General features: G+C 52.5%; 18 protein-coding genes and 1 pseudogene. 11 read left to right on the top strand and 8 right to left on the bottom strand.

Annotation, left to right across the window (positions count from 1 at the left end; genetic code table 11):
• The first annotated feature begins 23 nt into the window (after positions 1–23).
• The 5 genes and pseudogenes from CPH80_RS05295 to CPH80_RS05280 all read left to right on the top strand — a co-directional run bounded on the left by CPH80_RS05295 (position 24) and on the right by CPH80_RS05280 (position 4643).
• Positions 24–1760 carry an isocitrate/isopropylmalate family dehydrogenase gene (locus tag CPH80_RS05295; RefSeq protein WP_096275936.1) on the top strand — a complete coding sequence of 579 codons (1737 nt, stop codon included), beginning with the start codon at positions 24–26 and terminating at the stop codon, positions 1758–1760.
• Positions 1761–1894: 134 nt separating this feature from the next.
• Positions 1895–2272: a hypothetical protein gene (locus CPH80_RS05290; RefSeq protein ID WP_096275935.1), complete on the top strand. Its 378-nt coding sequence runs from the start codon at positions 1895–1897 to the stop codon at positions 2270–2272.
• Positions 2229–2738 carry a DUF748 domain-containing protein gene (locus CPH80_RS05285; RefSeq protein WP_096275934.1) on the top strand — a complete coding sequence of 170 codons (510 nt, stop codon included), beginning with the start codon at positions 2229–2231 and terminating at the stop codon, positions 2736–2738. Before CPH80_RS05290 ends, CPH80_RS05285 begins: the two co-directional genes overlap by 44 nt.
• A gap of 93 nt (positions 2739–2831) precedes the next feature.
• Positions 2832–3254: pseudogene (locus CPH80_RS22905) on the top strand (DUF748 domain-containing protein); the annotation flags it as partial.
• Between the two features lie 24 nt (positions 3255–3278).
• Positions 3279–4643 carry a DUF748 domain-containing protein gene (locus tag CPH80_RS05280; protein WP_264754829.1) on the top strand — a complete coding sequence of 455 codons (1365 nt, stop codon included), beginning with the start codon at positions 3279–3281 and terminating at the stop codon, positions 4641–4643.
• A 44-nt stretch (positions 4644–4687) separates the two neighbouring features.
• On the opposite strand, the gene CPH80_RS05275 is transcribed toward CPH80_RS05280, so the two are convergent.
• Positions 4688–5791, bottom strand: a complete 1104-nt coding sequence (locus CPH80_RS05275) for a putative bifunctional diguanylate cyclase/phosphodiesterase (RefSeq protein ID WP_227520365.1) — start codon at positions 5789–5791, stop codon at positions 4688–4690.
• Between the two features lie 92 nt (positions 5792–5883).
• On the opposite strand from CPH80_RS05275, the gene CPH80_RS05270 reads away from it, so the two are divergent.
• A complete protein-coding gene (locus tag CPH80_RS05270; RefSeq protein WP_096275931.1) occupies positions 5884–6876 on the top strand; it encodes an IS30 family transposase in 993 nt (330 codons plus the stop codon).
• Between the two features lie 71 nt (positions 6877–6947).
• Here CPH80_RS05270 and CPH80_RS22300 read toward each other — a convergent pair whose 3' ends face one another.
• Entirely contained in the window at positions 6948–7139 is a 192-nt protein-coding gene (locus tag CPH80_RS22300) for a diguanylate cyclase domain-containing protein (RefSeq protein WP_227520449.1), read from the bottom strand.
• A 65-nt stretch (positions 7140–7204) separates the two neighbouring features.
• Positions 7205–7849 carry a PAS domain-containing protein gene (locus CPH80_RS22295; protein WP_227520364.1) on the bottom strand — a complete coding sequence of 215 codons (645 nt, stop codon included), beginning with the start codon at positions 7847–7849 and terminating at the stop codon, positions 7205–7207.
• A 343-nt stretch (positions 7850–8192) separates the two neighbouring features.
• Here CPH80_RS22295 and CPH80_RS05260 point away from each other — a divergent pair, with 343 nt between their 5' ends.
• From CPH80_RS05260 to CPH80_RS05240, 5 genes are read left to right on the top strand one after another with little or no spacing between them, the layout of a single operon-like run.
• The gene (locus CPH80_RS05260; RefSeq protein WP_096275930.1) at positions 8193–8582 is read left to right on the top strand and encodes a GtrA family protein; all 390 of its coding nucleotides are present in this window, start codon (positions 8193–8195) and stop codon (positions 8580–8582) included.
• Positions 8566–9597, top strand: coding sequence for a glycosyltransferase family 2 protein (locus CPH80_RS05255; protein ID WP_096275929.1), 1032 nt, complete (start codon positions 8566–8568; stop codon positions 9595–9597). Before CPH80_RS05260 ends, CPH80_RS05255 begins: the two co-directional genes overlap by 17 nt.
• Complete coding sequence (locus CPH80_RS05250; RefSeq protein ID WP_096275928.1) at positions 9581–11080, top strand: ArnT family glycosyltransferase; 1500 nt, start codon at positions 9581–9583, stop codon at positions 11078–11080. The genes CPH80_RS05255 and CPH80_RS05250 overlap by 17 nt, the downstream gene beginning before the upstream one ends.
• Positions 11070–11801 carry a response regulator transcription factor gene (locus tag CPH80_RS05245; RefSeq protein WP_096275927.1) on the top strand — a complete coding sequence of 244 codons (732 nt, stop codon included), beginning with the start codon at positions 11070–11072 and terminating at the stop codon, positions 11799–11801. The genes CPH80_RS05250 and CPH80_RS05245 overlap by 11 nt, the downstream gene beginning before the upstream one ends.
• Positions 11798–13111 carry a sensor histidine kinase gene (locus CPH80_RS05240; protein WP_096275926.1) on the top strand — a complete coding sequence of 438 codons (1314 nt, stop codon included), beginning with the start codon at positions 11798–11800 and terminating at the stop codon, positions 13109–13111. The genes CPH80_RS05245 and CPH80_RS05240 overlap by 4 nt, the downstream gene beginning before the upstream one ends.
• On the opposite strand, the gene CPH80_RS05235 is transcribed toward CPH80_RS05240, so the two are convergent.
• From CPH80_RS05235 to CPH80_RS05215, 5 genes are all read right to left on the bottom strand, one after another.
• Positions 13093–15087 carry an LTA synthase family protein gene (locus CPH80_RS05235; protein WP_197703611.1) on the bottom strand — a complete coding sequence of 665 codons (1995 nt, stop codon included), beginning with the start codon at positions 15085–15087 and terminating at the stop codon, positions 13093–13095. The genes CPH80_RS05240 and CPH80_RS05235 overlap by 19 nt on opposite strands.
• A 137-nt stretch (positions 15088–15224) precedes the next feature.
• Positions 15225–15935, bottom strand: coding sequence for an ABC transporter ATP-binding protein (locus CPH80_RS05230; protein ID WP_096281424.1), 711 nt, complete (start codon positions 15933–15935; stop codon positions 15225–15227).
• 4 nt (positions 15936–15939) lie between these two features.
• Positions 15940–17142 carry an ABC transporter permease gene (locus CPH80_RS05225; RefSeq protein ID WP_096275924.1) on the bottom strand — a complete coding sequence of 401 codons (1203 nt, stop codon included), beginning with the start codon at positions 17140–17142 and terminating at the stop codon, positions 15940–15942.
• Positions 17139–18290, bottom strand: a complete 1152-nt coding sequence (locus tag CPH80_RS05220) for an efflux RND transporter periplasmic adaptor subunit (protein ID WP_096275923.1) — start codon at positions 18288–18290, stop codon at positions 17139–17141. The genes CPH80_RS05225 and CPH80_RS05220 overlap by 4 nt, the downstream gene beginning before the upstream one ends.
• On the bottom strand, positions 18287–18895 hold the full coding sequence (locus CPH80_RS05215; protein ID WP_096275922.1) for a TetR/AcrR family transcriptional regulator: 609 nt from the start codon (positions 18893–18895) through the stop codon (positions 18287–18289). Before CPH80_RS05215 ends, CPH80_RS05220 begins: the two co-directional genes overlap by 4 nt.
• Positions 18896–19031 lie beyond the last annotated feature (136 nt).

Below are 19031 nucleotides of genomic sequence, written 5' to 3'. Positions count from 1 at the left end.
GCAAACACCGCGGAGAGTAATCTATGGACAGCAAGATTAATGTAACGTCGCCTTTGGTCATCCTTCACGGCGATGAAATGGCCCAAGTTGCTTTCGAGCAGATTCTCAAGAAATTTGTGACTGCGCGCCTGAAAATCCAGCTTGAAGAAATCGACCTGTCCGCGGAACGCCGCCTGCTGACCAATGGCCAAGCGGTGATTGATGCCATCGACGCTCTTCAGCGCCTTGGTGTGGGGGTGAAGAACGCAGGTATGACCGTCAACCGCCAGCAGCTGGATGAACTGCTCCGCAAACATCCCGATGTGGACTCTGGCAACCTGCACCCACTGGCCACCAAATCCCCTAACGGCGCCATTCGCAAGGGCATCAGCGGCAACATCACTCGAGAGGACATCCAGTTTCGCAACCTCAAGATCAGCCGTCCGGACTGGATCGGTCGCGACATTGAAGTGGACACCATGGAGTTCGGCGGCATCAAAGACAGCTTCAACCAGCTTTCCCAGGCCACGGGCGTGGTCAAGCTGATGTTTGTGGGTAGCAGCGGCGACCCGGTGGAGTTGCACCGCCGCGACGTCCGCAAGGGAGACCCCTGGCTGCTGGCTACCAACGATATGGAAGATGTCAAAGCCTGGGCTCACCGCTTTTTCCAGCGTGCCATTGACGAGAAACGTGATGTCTATCTGGGCCTGAAAGACACCGTTATCCCCGGCTACGATGGCGCCATGAGAACGGTGATTGAAGACATCTACCACAGTGACTACCGCCAGCAGATCAAGGATTTGGAGTTGGGCTACCACTACGAGCTCATCGACGCCCAGGCCGCGCGCATTGTCTCTAACCCGCCACAACGAGCGCTCTGGGGCGTGCCTGACAACACCACCGGGCGCAAGCTGTTCAAACTGGTAAACCAGCTCCGTGAGGTCGGCATCCCCAGCCGCAGTGCCCATGTCTCTATTTCCCGCATGAGCGCCGGCGGCGGCGACCAGTACGGCAGCTTCAACATGCCGGCGCGCGAAGACGGCATCCTCAAGGTGATCGTAGACGGCGAAGAGAAGCACGCCCGCCGAGTCAGGAACGGCGACCCTATACTGTTTATGTCCAATGATCATGAAGCCATCAAGGATTGGGTGGCCCAAGTGTTCCGCGACGCCTCCCGCAAGGACAAAGAGGTCTACTTCGGCCTCAAACGCGAGTATATGGAATACGACGAAGTCTTCAGCAACGTTATCACCGAAGTGCGGCGGGAACTGGCCCGAGAGCACACACCGCCGCCGTCCTTCATGATCATGCGGCCGTCCAGTCAGCTCAAGAAGATGATTACCGATCCCCCGAGAAATGCGCTCTATCCGTCCCAGAACCTGGACGGCGATATCTTCTCGGACATCTCCGCCGCGCTCGGCGGCAGCCTGGCCACTGCCAGCTCCATCATCGAGAGCAAGGACGGTACCATGCTCTTCGAGGCGCCCCATGGCACCGCCCATGACCTCTACCTGAAATATCTGGAAAGCGACGGCCGCGACGCCCACTTCAACCCATCCGCCCTGATTTTTGCTCTCGCTAACGCGCTGGAAACCCTAGGTGAGCGCGAGGGCAACGCGCCCCTGGCCGAATACGCAGTCAACCTCAAGTCAGCACTGACCGACACCGTCGACAGGGGTATTGTCACTGCGGATCTCAAGGGCAAGACCGTCGACCCGGATTCGGAGCAGGTGGTGGATATGGCTGGTTTTCTGGACGCTGTAGAAGCCGCGCTCCAGTAGTTCCCAGCCGACTGGCGCGCGGACAAAACAGGAGCAGGTCGTAAAAATCCCCGTTTCTTAGAAGCGTTGAGAATGGGTCTTATTTTTGGTTCAATTGAGGCCATCACTCCCCTTATCGGTTGAGGAGCCAGAGGATGAAACTAGCTACACGTCTGATCACAAAAAAGTGGTATCAGTCAAAGCTGTTCTGGCTTCTCTTCGTCATCTTGCTCTATGCCCTGATCGGCTTTTTCCTCGTTCCCTATCTCATCAAGTCCTATACCGAAGATGCCGTTCAGGCACGATTTGGCTGGACCGGCGGCCCAGCTGAAGTGAGTTTCAATCCCTTCGAGATGGCCCTTACAGTCAACGACCTCGAAGTCCGGGACAATTCAGATACGCGCGTTCTCGCGTTTTCAGAGCTACTCGTCAATTTTGATCTCGGCTCAATCTACTATTGGGCCTGGACCCTTGAACCATCACACCTGAATCAGCCCTCTGGATCTGCTGATCAGCGATTTCGTCACCTATGAACACCGTGATGGTCGCTATGTGGCGTCCCTGACACTGGGAGAGTCTCAGAAGCTCAAGTGGGAGGGCTCAATCGATGCCGAACCCTATCGGTCCAACGGCCGGCTCGAACTCTCGGGCTTCAGCCTCGACTATTTATGGCCCTACGTGCAGCCTTTAGTGAATTATCGTGTCAGCTCCGGCAGTCTCAATGCAAGCGCCGACTACGTTTTCAGCTGGCAACCCGAGGCGCAACAGGCTCTGCATTTACAGGTCAGTAATGCCCACGCAGAAATAGTAGATCTTGCTGCTGCGATCCCAGAGAACAATGCCTTTGAAACCATTGAGCTAGGCACGGTCGACAGGATGGGTGTCAGGGGCCTGAACTATGATTACAATCAGGCGAACCTGGTTATTCAAGAGGCCTATCTGAATAAACTGGACCTCATGCTCATTCGAAATGCTCAAAACCAGATCAACGTGACCTAGCCTTTCACCGCCTCACCTACAGGTGACCAGGCTTCGTCCGATAAACCGGCAGAGAACAATTCCAGTGCCAACGAGAACCGTTTCAAATGGCATGTCGAGTTGTTCGACCTCAACGACTCCCGCGTCACCTGGAAAGACAAGACACTTAAAAATACGGCAAGCATTGGTATTGAAAAGATCGCTTCCCAGATCCATGATCTCAATCAGAATCTCGATGAAGCGAAGACCTTCAGTCTGTCTCTCGCACCTGACCAGTCGGGGCCAGTCGAGATGGCTGGCACGCTGATACCAGCGAAAGCTCAGATCGAGGCCACGATAGACGTTCGGAAACTTCATATTCCGCTCGCACAGCCCTACGTCAATCAGTTCATCAATTTGCAGCTTAACAAGGGCGCGCTTACGGTCAAGGGAGAACTGGTTCTCACTGGAGAGGCCAGTATCGGCCACTTCAGCGGCACGGTCGATGTCGACAACTTCGATGCCACCGACCCACTACTAAAAGCCAAGTTGATTGGCTGGAAGAGCGTGCGCTCGGGGCCCATGCGAGCAGCCCTGGCGCAACCCACGATTACCATAGACACGCTTACAATTATCGAGCCCTACGGGCAGTTCAGGATCAGTGACAGTGGCGAGACCAACTTTTCGTCGCTCTTTCCTGATAAGCCTGAGAGTCCCGATGCGCCCGACGGCGACAAGGCTGGCACAGCGAATCAAGCGGCAGCGCAGAGCAGTCTAGTTGCCGAATCCAAGGCCGAAATCAATATTGCCCGTGTGCTTATAGAAAGCGGCCGAGTGTATTTCGAAGACAACAGCATAGAGCCATCGGTCGTGCTACCGATGAAACAGCTCGGTGGTGCAATTACCGGCATTTCCTCGCTGCCAGACAGCAGAAGTGAGGTGGATCTTGCGGGCACGGTTGGAGAGCAAGGCACGGTGACGATTCGGGGTGAGCTCGACGCGTTTGCCGAGCAGCTGTACCTCGATCTCGGCTTGGTCGTGGAAAACTTTCATCTCTCAACCGTTTCTCCCTACGCGGCTAAATATATCGGCCGCAAGATTCAGCGAGGCCAGCTCAAACTCAATCTTGATTATCACGTCGAGGCCGGAAAGTTAGATGCTTCGAACAGCATTGTCCTCAAGGATTTCTCTTTGGGTGAGTCCGTGAGTAGTGATGAGGCAATGGACTTACCGATCAATCTCGCCATTGCTCTGCTGAAAGATTCCAGCGGCACCATCAGCCTGAACGTACCCGTCAATGGCAGTCTTACGGATCCAGAGTTCGCCCTGGACAAGGTTATCTGGCAGGCCTTCACGAATCTCCTCAAGACAGCGGTGACATCGCCCTTCAAGCTGATCGGCAGCACGGGTGACGATATTCAGAAAGTCGATTTTGAGGCGGGGTCCAGCGAACTGTCGAGTGCTGCTGAAGGCTCACTTCAAAGCCTTTCCACTGCCTTGAAGGAACGCCCAGAGCTTCGAGTAGAGGTCAGAGGCAAGGCGTCGCGTGCCATCGATGCGCCCGCGCTCGCCGAATCGCAGCTGGCCACCGAAATGGGCCGGCGCAAGCTCATGGGTGGGGATGATATTGCCTCTTATGAGGACTATCTCAAAGCCAAGGGGAGCTCTAACGCTCCGAAAGACGACGTGAGTCCGGAACAGATCAGCGATGAGCAATATCTTGCCCAGCTCAAGCAAGCTGCCGCCGATAGCATTCAAATAACGGATGAGAGGCTGCAGAAGCTGGCACTTGAACGATCGAAAAAGGTATCTCAGAATCTCGTGCAGAACAATAAGCTGAACCCCGACCAGCTATCAAGTGCAGAGCCCGATGTGGACACGGAATCAGCTGATGGTGATCAAAACAGCGGGATTGTAAGTATGCCCTTCGACTTGCAGAGCCGTTAGCCTTCTGCAGAGGACAGCACCGCGCTAGGCAATGGTGAGTTCTTTTAATGGTTTGTAGTGTGCTGAAAATCAATCATTTCTTTGGCCGGTATAGGTCTACTAAAATAATACCCTTGCACTAAGTCGCAACCTAACTTTTCCAATAGAGTAAGTTGTTCGCGCATTTCAACGCCTTCAGCAACAACCAGCATATCCAAACTATGTGCCATTGCGATGGTTGATTTTACTAAGTTACAATCCTCCTTGTTTAAAGTTATACCGTTGATAAAACTACGATCTATTTTTAATGTATCGAAGGAATATTTCCGAAGATAACTCAAGGATGAATATCCTGTTCCAAAATCATCCATTGATAATTTCACGCCCAGCTCATTGAGTTCATCTAACGCATCATCAATGTATGAGTTACCGATCATCAATACACCTTCGGTAATTTCAAACTCCAACCTATCAGGTTTAGTACCCGTATCGCTAAGAGACTTTTTAATAAAATTAATTAACTCTTTATCCCTGAATTGACGGGGCGATAGATTAACCGCCATTGTATAATCTCGTTGATTAACGTTTTTCCACTCATTTAAAAATTCAAGGGCTTGCTCAAAAACATACTTTCCTATGTGGACAATTACGCCAGTATGCTCAGCAATTGGAATGAACTCATCCGGAGTTACGTTACCCAGGATCGGGTTATGCCAGCGAAGTAATGCTTCTGCGCCAACAATACTTTCATTTTTAACATCAAATTTTGGTTGATAATATACTTCAAATTCATTACGTGCTAGCGCGCTATTAAGATGTTCTTCTATTTCAAAGCGACGCAGCATTACCTCATTCATTTCTTTGGTAAAAAATGAATATGTATTACGTCCTAATGCTTTTGCTTGATACATTGCAGTATCGGCATTACGCAACAAATCAGACGCGCAATTCCCGTTTTCAGGATAGATAGAAATGCCAATACTCAATGTCAGAATTAGCTCTCTGCCATCTATTTGAAAAGGTTCTCTAAAAATTTTAAGTAAATTTTCAGAAATATCGACCGCATTATTCCTTTCTGATAACGCTCGCAATAATACAATGAACTCGTCGCCACCTAAGCGACCTAAAGTGTCTGATTGTCGAACTGCGCCCTTTAATCTTGGATTCATAGAATAAGTGCAGCACTTTGGATGAACAGGTAGAGGTAGGAGGGCCCTTGCCGGTACCCTCATTCGCTTTACCGACCAAAGTGAAGAGAATCATGGGATACCGACAACTGACCCAAGCACAACGATACCAGATTTCGGCCTTCTTGAGAGTAGGCTGGAGCCAGCGGAAAATAGCCCGGGAGATCAACTGCCACAGCTCGACCATCAGTCGGGAGCTACGTCGCAATCGAAGCCTGGCTGAATACGAGCCGATGGAAGCCAGTCGTTTGTCCAGACACCGGCGCAAAGGAGCTCGCAAATCTCATAAACGAGCGCCTTCATTGATAGGTTGGGTGGCCAAGCAGATTCAGAGTGAATGGAGTCCTGATCAGATAGCCGGTTTTATGAGGCGAGTTGGCAGTATCCAAGTCAGCCATCAGTGGATTTACAATCTGATTTACCGGGACAAAATAGCAGGTGGCGACCTCTGGAGGTATTGTCGCTTGCCTTACCAGAGACGTTATCAGCGCCATCTTGCCAAGCGAGCGGGGTTAGGCAAGATCCCGGATCGCGTAGGCATTGAGTGCCGCCCTAAAGCCGTCGATGATCGCCTGCATATAGGCCACTGGGAAGGAGATACAATCCTTCACGGGCATAAGAATTCAGGCGCGGTCACTCTGGTTGAAAGACGGTCCGGCTACCTGCTCGCAGGCTGTGTGCCGAAGCTGAAAGCCCACTTAGTTACAGATGTCATCATCCGTGAGTTAAGGCCGATCAGAGGGGCCGTACAGACGATGACACTGGACAACGGTTCTGAATTTTCGGACCACCAAACATTTAGCAAAGCGTTGTCGCTGACGTCGTATTTCTGTGACCCTTACCGGTCCAGTCAGCGTGGCTCCAACGAGAATACGAATGGCCTATTGAGGCAATACTTTCCGAAAGGCACTGACTTCGCCAAGGTGTCCAGAAAGGCAACCAGGCAAGCGGTGAACAGACTGAATAACCGACCACGAAAACGGCTGGATTATCGCACACCGGCAGAAGTTTTCTGGGGCGAATACTCAGGAGGCTTGGATACGAGCGGTGCTGCACTTATTACTTGAATCCAGGATCTATTGGCAGCTTCAACAAGTAGTTTGTCGCCTACTTCATGACCTAATGAATCATTTACCTTTTAAAAATCGTCTAAGTCTAAAAATAGAACAGCATATTTCTCAGTGCTTCTGTTCGCTTCCTCAAGCATTTTTGATAAACGATCGAGGGATAAAAATCGATTTGTCAATAGGGTTAAAGTATCATAATAAGCTTGATCGCGTATTATTTCGGCAGATTTATGTTGTTCAGTAATATTTCGAACAATGATCACTACTTTCTTATACGCATGCAAGTGGCTAAGCCTTGCTTCAAAATAAGTCGTGCCACTAGGAATATTTAGGTAATATTCAAAACTTGACACGCCCCTTGATCTATTATTTTGGTGATGTGAGCTTTAAACGTTTTAGCGACACTTTCTGGTAATAGGCTGGCTATAGTTTTTCCGATAAAATGATTTGGTGAAACGTAAAGGTTATTGTTTTCACCAGCGTGGTAATCAATGATAGTCCCATCTTCTTCCATTAAGAAAAACAAGTCAGGTGTCGCTTCAAAAACAGCTTTAAGCATATTGTCTTTAAACACTGCTTGGTCTTGAGCCTGTCTAACATCAGCCAAATTGATATCAATACAATACATTTCGTGTTTATTATTTTCGTCAATGAAAAAGACATGACTTGAAAAAACATTTATATCTTTACCACTTTTATTACATAAAGTGATTTCTGATGCGGGTATTTCTATACCTTGATTGAGCCAGTTTCTATGCGCAGAGATAACAAGGTCACGCATGTGATTAGGAACAATTAGTTCTTCTATTGCTCTACCCAAAGCTTCTTCTTTGGTGTAGCCATACAGTAATTCGCTACCTATATTCCAATAGGTAACTCTACGCTCTTCATCGTATCCTTGAACCGAAATAGCATCCACCGAATCAAATAATTGATGAACTGCATCTCTTGTGGCTGCTTGATGAACTAACATATGGCTAATTTGATTGCCTCTTAGTTAGAAGAAATAAAAAAAATCGGCATACTAAAAACCATTTTATTCATCAAATTTGACATAAGCTTAGGGAGGATCTGAATAACCACCGATTTCCTCAAAGACAGCATTAAGTTCAAGATAGGACACTCGTTCCGTTACATCAAGCAAGTATTCGGTTATAACACGAATCACTATCCTGTTTTTGTTTTTTAAGCTTCAATTATCTCAATTTTTGACATTTTCCTGATAAAACCTCCACAAAGCCGTGACACGGAGTGGGCTATCGTACCCGCTCTATGTCAGACCGACTTTACCGGTCGTCAATGTGGTGGTTTTTGTCATGAGCGCATTCGTACCTCGCCAACTACAAGGGTTTATAACGGCCGGCGGCCTCGCGACGCTGTTTCACTGGCTTGTTATGGCTGCGCTGATCAATGCGGGGCTTGAGCCAACACTGGCGACCGCAAGCGGAAGCGTGTCTGGAGCCGCACTAAACTACGGTCTCCAGCGGCGTCTGGCGTTCCGGAATGCGGGCCCTCACAGGCTCACGCTATGGCGCTATATCGGCTCCTGCCTAGTCGCTTGGCTGTGCAATCTCGTCTTTTTCTTCCTGCTCAATAACGTTCTGACACTTCCTGTGCCGCTTTCACAAGTCGTGACTACAGGTCTTGTCGCTGCGCTGAATTACATCGTCTACCAAAGGCTGGTTTTCCATGAACAAACGCGTTGAATTCCCCGTTTTGCCGTCGTTTGATAAGCCGCTGCTATCACTGGTGGTGCCGCTGTTTAACGAGCGCCCGATGCTGCCCCTTTTCTTTGACCGGGTTCTGCCCGTGCTTGCCAAGCTGGACCTGCGCTGGGAAATCGTGCTGGTTGATGATGGCAGTGACGATGGCAGTGCCCAGTACATCCGCGGTGTTATCGATCGAACGCCCGGCGTTCGGCTTATCAAACTGAGCCGGAACTTCGGCAAGGAAGCCGCAATGACGGCGGGGCTTGAACACGCCAGGGGGGATGCGGTGATTGTGCTGGATGCCGATCTGCAAGATCCGCCTGAACAGATCCCGGCCATGATCGAGTGCTGGCAGGCTGGTGTGGACGTTGTCCTGATGCAGCGTCGCTCACGGGCTGGCGAAACCGCGTTCAAACGCTGGAGTGCGCATCTTTTTTACCGGCTGCTGAACCGAACCAGCCGGACGAACATCCCGGTGGATACCGGTGACTTTCGGCTAATGAGCCGAAAAGCGGTCGATGCTCTTCTGGTGTTGAAAGAACGCAACCGCTATATGAAAGGGTTGTTTGCCTGGATCGGCATGCCGACGCGGATAATCCAGTACGACCGTGAAGCGCGGGTGGCCGGGGAAACGAAGTGGGATTATCCCGGGCTGGTGGGCCTGGCACTGGAGGGGCTGACCTCGTTTTCTGTGTCGCCATTGCGCTGGGCAACCGTGATCGGGCTCATTGCCGCCAGTATGGGCGCGATATTCGGACTGTGGATCGTAGTGAAGGCCATCATGCTGGGCGATGCGGTGAGTGGTTATCCCTCGCTTGTGGCCATCATCAGCTTCCTGGGCGGCATTCAGCTGATGAGTGTGGGCATTGTGGGGGAGTACGTTGGCAAGACCTATATGGAGTCGAAGCAGCGACCGGTCTACCTGACAGAGGAAGTGTTTGAAAGCCGGGATGGCATAGGACAACAGGTTAATCGCAAAATGACAGGGGCGCGTCATGTCAAAGCGGTTTAACGTTTGGCTGCTGATACTGGCTGCAATAATGGTCAGTCGCTTCATCGGCATGGCGCTGTTTCCCTTTGCCGACACCACCGAGCCCCGTTACGCGGAAATTGCCCGCTTGATGGCTGAAACCGGTGACTGGATTACGCCCTGGTTTGAGCCCGGCGTTCCTTTCTGGGGTAAGCCGCCTTTGTCGTTCTGGGCGCAGGCGGCGGCCATCAAGGTATTTGGGGTTTCGGAATTTTCGCTGCGCTTTCCCTCCTGGCTGGCAACGCTTGCCATGGTGTGGCTCATCTGGCGGCTGGCGCGCCAACTCTGGAGTGTTCAGGTGGCTCAATGGAGTTGCTTGGTTTTCGCCACCATGGCCCTGACTTACATCAGCGCAGGCGCCGTGATGACAGACGCTTTCCTCGCCTTGGGCACCACCCTTACTCTGGTCAGCTTTTGTTTAGTGATGGCGGGAGAGGGCGGCCTGTGGCGCTGGCTTTTCTTTCTTGGAATGGTGATCGGGCTGCTGTCCAAGGGGCCATTGGCCATGGTGCTGATCGGAATCCCCATCGTATTATGGTTACTCTTCTCATGGCGGGAAGCGAGCAACGACTTGCGACGGCTACCCTGGATTAGAGGAACACTGATGACAGCTCTGTTGGTGTGTCCCTGGTACATACTGGCTGAGTTAAAGACCCCTGGCTTTCTGGATTACTTTATCGTTGGCGAGCATATTCGCCGGTTTCTGGATCCGGGTTGGGCAGGGGATCTCTACGGCAGCGCCCACAATCAGCCCAAAGGTATGATCTGGGTGTTCTGGTTGTGGGCCTCGTTTCCGTGGGGCATCCTCGCGCTGTTGAGCCTGGCACTGACGTGGTTCAGAGGCAAAAGAAGCGGCATCGTAAGCAAGACGATATCCAATCCCGGCGTTACTTTTTTGCTGGTTAGCGCACTGGCACCGATGCTGTTCTTCACGCTTGCAGGCAATACACTCTGGACTTATATACTGCCGTCATTGCCGTTTACCGCTATTCTGATTGGTCGCTGGGTGTCAGAATGCAAGTCTTTCTGGTTACCCCCTATGCGGGGTGGGCTGGTGGCGCTGGTGCCTGTTTTACTGACCGTGTTCGTGGGTCTGGCCGCCGTAGGCTGGACGCCGCTCAAAACAGAGAAAGAACTGGTAAGCTATTATCAGCTGGTCAGAGAAGCCGACGACAGCCCATTGATCTATCTCGATGACCTGCCATTTTCAGCTCGATTCTATTCAAACGGAAGTGCTCGGGAAGTGACGAAGAACGGTTTGAGCAACTTACAAACGTCCAACGTGTTTCAGCACTTGTATGTTGCGGTTCCCAGAACCTGGTCAAGCGACAAAGTGGCTGATTTATCCCCGTCAGCTCGGAAGGTTATGGAAGATAATCGCTATCAACTGTTGGTCATTGAGGGATTGCTCCGCGATCAGCAACCGGTGTCTGACGCCAACGGAGTTCGCTCGAATGACATCTAACCAAACTTCTCTCCAATCTCCTCTCAGATTGTTGATTGTCGAAGACCAGGTGGATCTTGCGGAAAATCTGTTCGAGTTTCTGGGTGAAGATCGCTACGTACTGGACTTCGCCGCTGATGGGTTAACCGCGCTGCATCTGCTGGCTACGCAAAGCTATGACGTTATCGTACTCGACCTGATGCTACCCGGCGTCAATGGCTATGATATTTGTAAACGTATCCGCCAGGACCTGCAATGTCAGACACCCGTCATCGTGATGACGGCACTGAGTGCCCTGAGCGATAAGGAAAAAGGGTTTGATTGCGGGGCGGATGATTACCTCGTGAAACCGTTTGAACTGCGCGAGTTACAACTACGGATCGAAGCTCTGCATCGACGCTATTCGCCACAGCGACCGGTCTTGTCCGCTAATGACATTCGGTTTGATCCGGGTACGCTGGAAGTGGAGCTGCGCGGACAGAAAACAACCTTGTCCGGCACACCAGCCCGCCTATTTGAATTGCTGGTGCGATCGTATCCGAGCTTTCTCAGCCACGAGGCGTTAACGGATGCCGTATGGGGCGCCCGTCATGGAGAAACGGAAGGCAACAGCCTTCGCACCCATATTTACACACTTCGAAAATCCCTTCAGGCGGGCCTAGGCAGCGGGCTCGTAAAAACAATCCATGGGCGTGGGTACAGCTTGGAAGTCCCGGCAAAAGGGAACCCTGAGACGCGATGAAGTCATCTTTGACCGCACGCCTGGCCCGAACGCTGTTTTTCCTGATTGCTGCCACCGTGGCCAGCTCCATGTTTATTGTCGAGTTGTTCGTTAATGACGTTGAGGACACCATTCTGGGTTTAGAGCTGAAGGCTGAAGCCGAGTATTTCACGGAGCAACTTCAACAAGGGCGTTTTCAACCCATAAAAACGGCGCAGCTGGAGGCGGTTTTTCTGCCAGAAGGCGAGGCCGACGCTGTGATGCCAGAATATTTCCAGGGCCTCTCCTTGCCATTTTCCCAGGAAATCGAAGTAGGGCAGACAACACTCCTGATCTACGGCGAGCGGCTGGAAGTACCTTATGGCAAGCTCTTTCTGGCCAAAGATATCACCATCATGGAAAATCGGGAGAACCTGGTTCTGCTTGCTCTGGTTGGTGTGGCGGGCATCATGCTCCTCGTAGGTTTTTTTGTTGCGAGGGTAGGTGCCCAGTACTTGGTAAGGCCCTTCAAGAAACTCACCCGGGAAGTAATAAATACGATACCGGGATCGTCGATGCAGCAAATCGCGACGGACTACCGTGATCAGGAGTTTTGCGATATCGCCGAAGCGTTTAACCGATTCCTATTCGCACTTGAACACCACATCGAGCGGGAAAAGTCGTTTGTGAAGCTGGCCAGCCATGAACTTCGTACGCCTCTGGCCGTGATGAGCGGCGCCCTGAATGTACTGGAACAACGCCAAAGCCTGTCGGCGGCGAACCAGAAAACCCTCGCCCGCATCCGTCGGGCCATGCAAACCATGCGCGACGATACAGAGGTTCTGCTCGAACTTGCCCGTAGTGAAGCGTCCGAAGGCGATGCCAGAACCATTGTGCTGCAAGAGATCGTCCAGAACACCATTGACGACCTGGAGCACGGGCTTCCGGATCATGCCGGACGGATCACCGTCTACAACAACAGCCCGGGGCTGAGAGTAAAAACCCATCCCGCCTTGGTCCGTATGTTACTGCGCAACCTGTTGCAGAATGCGCTGCGCCACACCCATGCTGAAGTGGAGGTTCGAATGATCGAGAACAGAATTTCGGTGCGAGATTTCGGGTCCGGGCTTCCTGATAAAATAACCAAGCACCTGAGCGTTGTTGGAGCGCCCAGCGCCATCACATCGAAGGCCGGCGAGTTGAGCAACACCACCTTTGGGTTGCTGATTGTTCGCTTGGTTTGTGAGCGCTTGGGCTGGGATCTCGAGATCGCACAATCAGACAACGAGGGAACGGAGTTCCTGATTCACGTTCGTAACCTTGTCCGATCATGTCAATCAGGTAGCCCATAGGTCTGGTCTCGATACAGTTTCAGAGGGAGAAGTGCATGGGCCAACGCTTTTCTCACCGTAAATGCTTCTGGGGCCTCTGCCAGATATTGGGTGCTCCCGGTTTCCCGTGAATAGACGCCTGCCAAAGGCTCTTGGTCAGGGCGTAACACGGTCACGTTGTAACGGTCATCCATCCAGGCGTAGTAATCGTTAAACTGCATGATAGCCCGACCGGGTTCGTCCGGAAATATCACCAGATCACGGCCCACCATGGGGTGCTCACTGGCAATGCCCATGAGTGAAAGCAGCGTTGGTGCAAGGTCGATCTGGCTTGTAACCGTTTCAATGCGCCGGCTTTCAATATCTGCTCCGAGTATAAGCCCCGGAATCTGGAAATTCTTGACGGGAACCAGCTCATCGCCCCACACCCTGGCGTCATGATCCGCAACAATAAGGAACACGGTGTCTTTCCAATAGGCGCTGTTCTGCGCGGTGTCTATGAACTCGCCCAAGGCGTGATCTGCGTATTTGACGACGTTGTTGACGGTGTTTTTCTCTTCGTCGTACTGCTCAATTCTGTTGTCAGGATATTCAAACGGGGTGTGATTGGACGACGAGAAAACCAGGCGGAAAAAGGGTTCCCCTGAGGCATGGAGCTTCTGAAGGTCTTCATGGGTCTTTGCGAACAGATCTTCATCGCTGACACCCCAGCTCCCGGTAAAAGCGGGGTTGGTGTAGTCCTGTTGATCTGCGATTCCATCAAAGCCATTGCCGGTGAAAAAACTGCGCATATTGTCAAAGTGCGCTTCTCCACCGTAAATAAAGCCTGTGTCATAGCCTTTTTGTTTCAGCAGCTCACCCAGCGTAAAGAAACCGGTTTGAGACAGTGACAGTTTCAACACGCTGCGAGCAGGAGAGGGCAGGAACCCTGATACCACAGCCTCAATGCCTCGAACGGATCTTGTACCGGTTGCATAGAGATTCTCGAACCACCAGCCAGACTCCTTCAGAGCTTCCAGGCGCGGTGTGACCGGTGTGCCACCTAATGATTCAACAAAGGTAGCGCCCAGGCTTTCCTCAAGAATGATAACCAGATTATATGGGCGGGCTCTTGCTTGCATCGGAGTTTGGTGGTGCAGCGTCGGATATTTGCTGGATTCGAACTCGTAGTTACTGAGCCATGGCGCGCTCCTGACTTCATTCAGTATCTCCGACATTTCCATCTGGCCGTAGCTTTCGCTCGCACCCTCCTCATGCTTGAGATTGTAGATCGCAAACGAGACGGACCAGATTGAGTTGATAATCAGTGAGTTCACGAGGGCATCGGAAGTCAGCGCAAACATTGCCGGGTTAGCCGGGCGATGGCCCGTCGTGGAGCGAACGCTCATAAACACGGCGAGAGCAACGATTGGCCATACCAGAACCGCTTTACGGTAACTGCCTGGATTGGTCTCCCGTGACCAGGGGCGCATCAGCCAGGCGAACAGGGCGGTTAATGAAACGCAAAGAAAGACCCCCACGGCTACAGTAGGCAGATAACCCTCCCAAAGCATGCTCAGCACTTCCTTGGGATAATTCAGATATTCGATAAACAGGCGGTTGGGCCGGGTATCGTACTCGGCAATGAAGGTTGGCGTTGACAGCTCCATGAACAGAAAGACGAAAACGACAATCAGCGACCAGAGGCCTGCCAAGCTCTTCCAGGCCGTCCAGCTGAAACGATGGCCGAGAATCGGCAGAAGCAAAACCAGTGGTGCCACGGCCATGCCAGCCATGATGAGATCCACACGTAGCCCATGGAGGAAGATGCTTGGCCATACGGATGTCTCCGCCACTCGATCGAACTGCCATGCCACCAGCAGCGCTCGGGATAGGCTGCCGATGACAAGTATTGCTAAAAACAGCATCAATATTGGTGCGTAGGCGCCGGCCCAGCTGAACCACCGATACACCCGTTCGGGCAGTGAGTGATTCTGGGAGGAAAGGGATGAAGGCATGTATGTCTGCACTCGCAGTTTGAGAATTCGCAACCGAAGCGTTCGCTCGGGCGATTCATTAACGGGAGTGCAGAATAGGGGAGTCTGCGTCAGTAGCGGATCAAGAAAGTATCAAGGAATTGTCAAAGCCGTGACGGTCATTCGAACCCCCGTCCTTCGCCCACTTCCTCGTGGGTTACGCCGTCACGGATGTGATAAATGCGTTTGAACGTAGGAATGATTTTTTCGTCATGGGTGACAACGATGATGGCAGTTTCGAACTTGCGTGCCATTTCATTGAGGATCTTTATGACTGCCATGGCGCGCGGACTGTCAAGGGCGGCAGTGGGTTCGTCGGCCAGTATCACCGGCGGCTGGTTGACCAGCCCACGTGCGATCGCTACCCGCTGCTGTTCGCCTCCCGAAAGCTTCGATGGCATGGCCCGGGCACGGTGTTGCACGTCCAGCGCTGTGAGTAGTTCCAGCGCCTTCGCACGCGCCTCGCCATTGGGTATACCTCTCAACATAGGCAGCAGTGCAACGTTATCAGTGACATCAAGAAAAGGAATCAGATACGGCGCTTGAAAAACGTAACCGATTTTGTCACGTCGCAGAGCGCGCAGGTCGCGGACTTTCCAGCCATTGTCAAAGATGACTTCATCACCCAGGGTCATGCGTCCGGCGCTCGGGTTGATCACTGCACCAAGACATTTGAGCAAGGTGCTCTTGCCGGAGCCGGAAGGCCCAACCAGGCCAACAACTTCTCCCGGTGCAACCTGCATGTCCACATGCTTTAACGCATCAACGGCAGTATCGCCCTTGCCATAACGCTTGCTTAAGCCTTCAATACGGATGCCTTTTCCGCTCATGTTGTCACCCAATCGCTTCGGCCGGATCGACCTTTAGTGCTGCATAAATGGCGATAACGCTCGACAATACACAGATCAAAATAACCGCAATGAACCCGAATATTGAATCAAGGGGTTCGAGCAATACATATTTGGGAAATATCGGCGCCATAAACAGGGTGGCGACTATTTTCCCAACTACAAACCCGATGACTCCCAGCGCAATCGCCTGCTGCAGGATCATGCCGGCGATAGTGCGGTTTCGGGTGCCGATCAGTTTGAGCACCGCGATCTCGCGGATTTTGCCGAGTGTCAGTGTGTAAATAATAAAAGCCACGATCGCCGCACTGACCATCGAAAGAATCACCAGAAACATACCAATCTGTTTTGCCGAGGTGGCGATCAACTTGCCTACAAGGATCTCTTCCATTTGTGCACGGGTGTAGACCGTCAGACGTTTCCAGCGGCGGATGGATTCGGCTACATCCTCGTGGCTATAGCCGTTTTTTATCTGCACCAAAACCGCATTGACATAGGTGTTGGTGGTTTGCGAATGAATAACGGCATCAAGTAAGCCCGGATTGCCAGGCTTATTAAATGCCGGATTAGCCTCGGTTCGACGCCGGCTTTGCAAGATGGCGTCGTTGTCTTTCAGAAACTGCGCTTCTTGCGCATCTTTTAACGGAATAAAAATCATGGGGTCGCCACCGGAGGAGACCATGCGACGGGTCAGGCCGACTACCGTATATTGGTTGCGGCGTATCTGCAGGCGATCACCAAGCTTGAAACCGCTTGCGATGTCGGCGACGGCTTCATAATGGCTACGGGTGATCTGACGGCCGGCAACCAGATACGGGGGCCAGCCTGGCGTGCCGGGTTCGCCAGCCGTTATTCCGGCAATCATTGCCCGCACATCGCGCTGGCCCTGGCGCACCTGCATAGTGAGGTAGGTAACATTGGCGGTTCGCGCCACACCAGTCATGCCACGGATGCCGCGCCAGGTATCCTGGTAAATACTGGACGGTTCAGCATAGGGTCCCAAGGTATCCTTTTGCACTACCCAGAGATCTGCACTGCTGTTGTCCAGCAACACTTTGGCGTCATCTATCATGCCACGATAGATTCCGGCCATGGAGAGCGTCACGCCGATCAACAGCCCGAGACCCACACCGGTAAAAACGAATTTCCCCCAGGCTTGAAGAATGTCGCGGCCGGCCAGGCTAATCATCTGGACACCCCTGGAATGTGGTCAACCACATCTATGCGACTGCTCGATGTCAGCGCCTGTTCGCTGTAAAGCACGATTCGGTCTCCTTCCTTGATTCCCTTTTGTACCTGTATAGAGCCATCCAGATCCGCGACACCCAAGGTGACCGGAGTTAAACGCAACTCATCGTCAACGATTTGCCAAACGCCTACGCTATTGCCATCCCGTCGAATCGCAGCGTTGGAAATGGTCGGCGCGTAGGGAAGGGCAGGGAGATCAACCGTAACTTCGGCCAGCTCACCTAGCGGCGGCAGAGGCCGAGGTAGTTCATCGAAGACCACTTTGGCGAGCATTTCCTCGGTCACCGCGTCGGCTTTCAGTTCGATTCGCAACACACTACCATTCAGCGTTTGGCCGCTACGTGAACGCAAAACAATATGAGCAGGTAACTCTTTAGCCAGTCCCGCTGCGCTGACCTGGTCGAAGCGCACATTGACCCACAAACTCTCGGGATCGATGAGTTCCAGCACAGCCTGGCCGGCGACGACCGTCGTGCCCGGCTCTGCGTCTCGCGAGGCGACCACGCCATCGTGGGGTGCGATCAACCGTAGATTTTTCTGCTGAGTCACCAGAGCCTCTTGATCTGACCGAACACGTGCGAGGTCCTCCTGCGCAGCGGATAAGCCGGCCGCGGCTACATCCAATTCCTGTTGTTTGGTGTTGAGAGCTTCATTGCTTGTCGATCCCGCAGCGAACAACTTTCTATAGCGGCCCGCCTGGGTCTGTGCAAAGGTTTGCCGAGCCTCTGCCTCGCGCAATGCAGCTTGCGCCCGCCTGAAGGCCGCTTCCTGCGAACGCAGTTTGTCATCAAGATCGACCGGATCCATCTCGCCCAGAACCTGTCCGGCCTTGACTTGGTCGCCTACATGCACCTCCAGACGTTTGACACGCCCGGCGAACGTTGGCCCGATCTTGTAGGTGTAACGCGCTTCCACCGTGCCAATACCGAACAGCGCCGGCGTGAGCGCACGCGATTCCACGGTCACGACCGTCACAGCAACGGGAGCCAGTGGACCGGAGCGCAGGCCAACATAGACGAACAGTACAAGCAAAGGAACGATAACGGCCAGGAGCGCCAAAGTACGGCCCTGAAGAGGCAAGTACTTCATAAATTACTCCCGATACCACGGCGATAAATCGCAAATACCCGCGGGGCATCGTGGCGTATGCGTTGCACATCGCCACTCAATAGCGATTGCATAATCAGACCTTGGATCGTGCCAATGAAAAGCGTGCTCGCCGCGTCGTTATCCAGAGTGGAACTCAGTTCACCTCGCGATTTCCCATCATCAATCAGCTGATTCAGACGTTGCCCATAGCGTTGAAGCAGGGTCTGCACCATGCGCTTGGCCGGCGTTGATTCTGCACGCTGAAGTTCGCCAAACATCATCCGAGGTACGCCAGGGTGATCCGCCACGAATTCGACATGGGTCATGAATATCGCCTCCATGGCTGCCAAAGGCGATTCAATGCCCTGCGCAGAGCGGTCAATCCGATCCAGCAAGCGCTCCGCCACCCATCCCATGACGGCCTCCCAAATGGCCTCTTTGTTCGGGAAATGGCGAAATAGCGCACCTTGGGTCAAATTCATGTGCTTAGCGATAGCGGCCGTTGTTATCTCGCTAGGGTTTTGCGAACCAGCAAGCTGAATCACAGATTCGACGGTAGCGGATCGGCGCGCATCGGCTGAAAGGTTCTTTGGGCGTTTGTTCACGATAGCGCTCCACAAAAGGTAGTAATTGATTACTATCTTATCTGGCGAGAGTGAAACGTGCAATACAGACAGAAGGAACTTAACCATGCAGACTACTAACTATAATCAAGCCACACATAAGGAGCCCCTATGGGCG

This window comes from Marinobacter sp. LV10R510-11A, assembly GCF_900215155.1.
In the GTDB taxonomy this organism is placed as follows: domain Bacteria; phylum Pseudomonadota; class Gammaproteobacteria; order Pseudomonadales; family Oleiphilaceae; genus Marinobacter.
Note: the sequence above shows the minus strand (reverse complement) of the source record. Positions and strands in the feature narration are given on the sequence as shown.

Excerpts from the sequence above, each read along its gene's own strand:
- CPH80_RS05295 (WP_096275936.1), top strand. The coding sequence starts at position 24 with ATGGACAGCAAGATTAATGTAACGTCGCCTTTGGTCATCCTTCACGGC.
- CPH80_RS22295 (WP_227520364.1), bottom strand. The coding sequence starts at position 7,849 with ATGTTAGTTCATCAAGCAGCCACAAGAGATGCAGTTCATCAATTATTT.
- CPH80_RS05255 (WP_096275929.1), top strand. The coding sequence starts at position 8,566 with ATGAACAAACGCGTTGAATTCCCCGTTTTGCCGTCGTTTGATAAGCCG.
- CPH80_RS05290 (WP_096275935.1), top strand. The coding sequence starts at position 1,895 with ATGAAACTAGCTACACGTCTGATCACAAAAAAGTGGTATCAGTCAAAG.
- CPH80_RS05235 (WP_197703611.1), bottom strand. The coding sequence starts at position 15,087 with ATGCCTTCATCCCTTTCCTCCCAGAATCACTCACTGCCCGAACGGGTG.
- CPH80_RS05240 (WP_096275926.1), top strand. The coding sequence starts at position 11,798 with ATGAAGTCATCTTTGACCGCACGCCTGGCCCGAACGCTGTTTTTCCTG.
- CPH80_RS05275 (WP_227520365.1), bottom strand. The coding sequence starts at position 5,791 with ATGAATCCAAGATTAAAGGGCGCAGTTCGACAATCAGACACTTTAGGT.
- CPH80_RS05225 (WP_096275924.1), bottom strand. The coding sequence starts at position 17,142 with ATGATTAGCCTGGCCGGCCGCGACATTCTTCAAGCCTGGGGGAAATTC.
- CPH80_RS05280 (WP_264754829.1), top strand. The coding sequence starts at position 3,279 with ATGCGAGCAGCCCTGGCGCAACCCACGATTACCATAGACACGCTTACA.
- CPH80_RS05230 (WP_096281424.1), bottom strand. The coding sequence starts at position 15,935 with ATGAGCGGAAAAGGCATCCGTATTGAAGGCTTAAGCAAGCGTTATGGC.
- CPH80_RS05250 (WP_096275928.1), top strand. The coding sequence starts at position 9,581 with ATGTCAAAGCGGTTTAACGTTTGGCTGCTGATACTGGCTGCAATAATG.
- CPH80_RS05270 (WP_096275931.1), top strand. The coding sequence starts at position 5,884 with ATGGGATACCGACAACTGACCCAAGCACAACGATACCAGATTTCGGCC.
- CPH80_RS05245 (WP_096275927.1), top strand. The coding sequence starts at position 11,070 with ATGACATCTAACCAAACTTCTCTCCAATCTCCTCTCAGATTGTTGATT.
- CPH80_RS05260 (WP_096275930.1), top strand. The coding sequence starts at position 8,193 with ATGAGCGCATTCGTACCTCGCCAACTACAAGGGTTTATAACGGCCGGC.
- CPH80_RS05220 (WP_096275923.1), bottom strand. The coding sequence starts at position 18,290 with ATGAAGTACTTGCCTCTTCAGGGCCGTACTTTGGCGCTCCTGGCCGTT.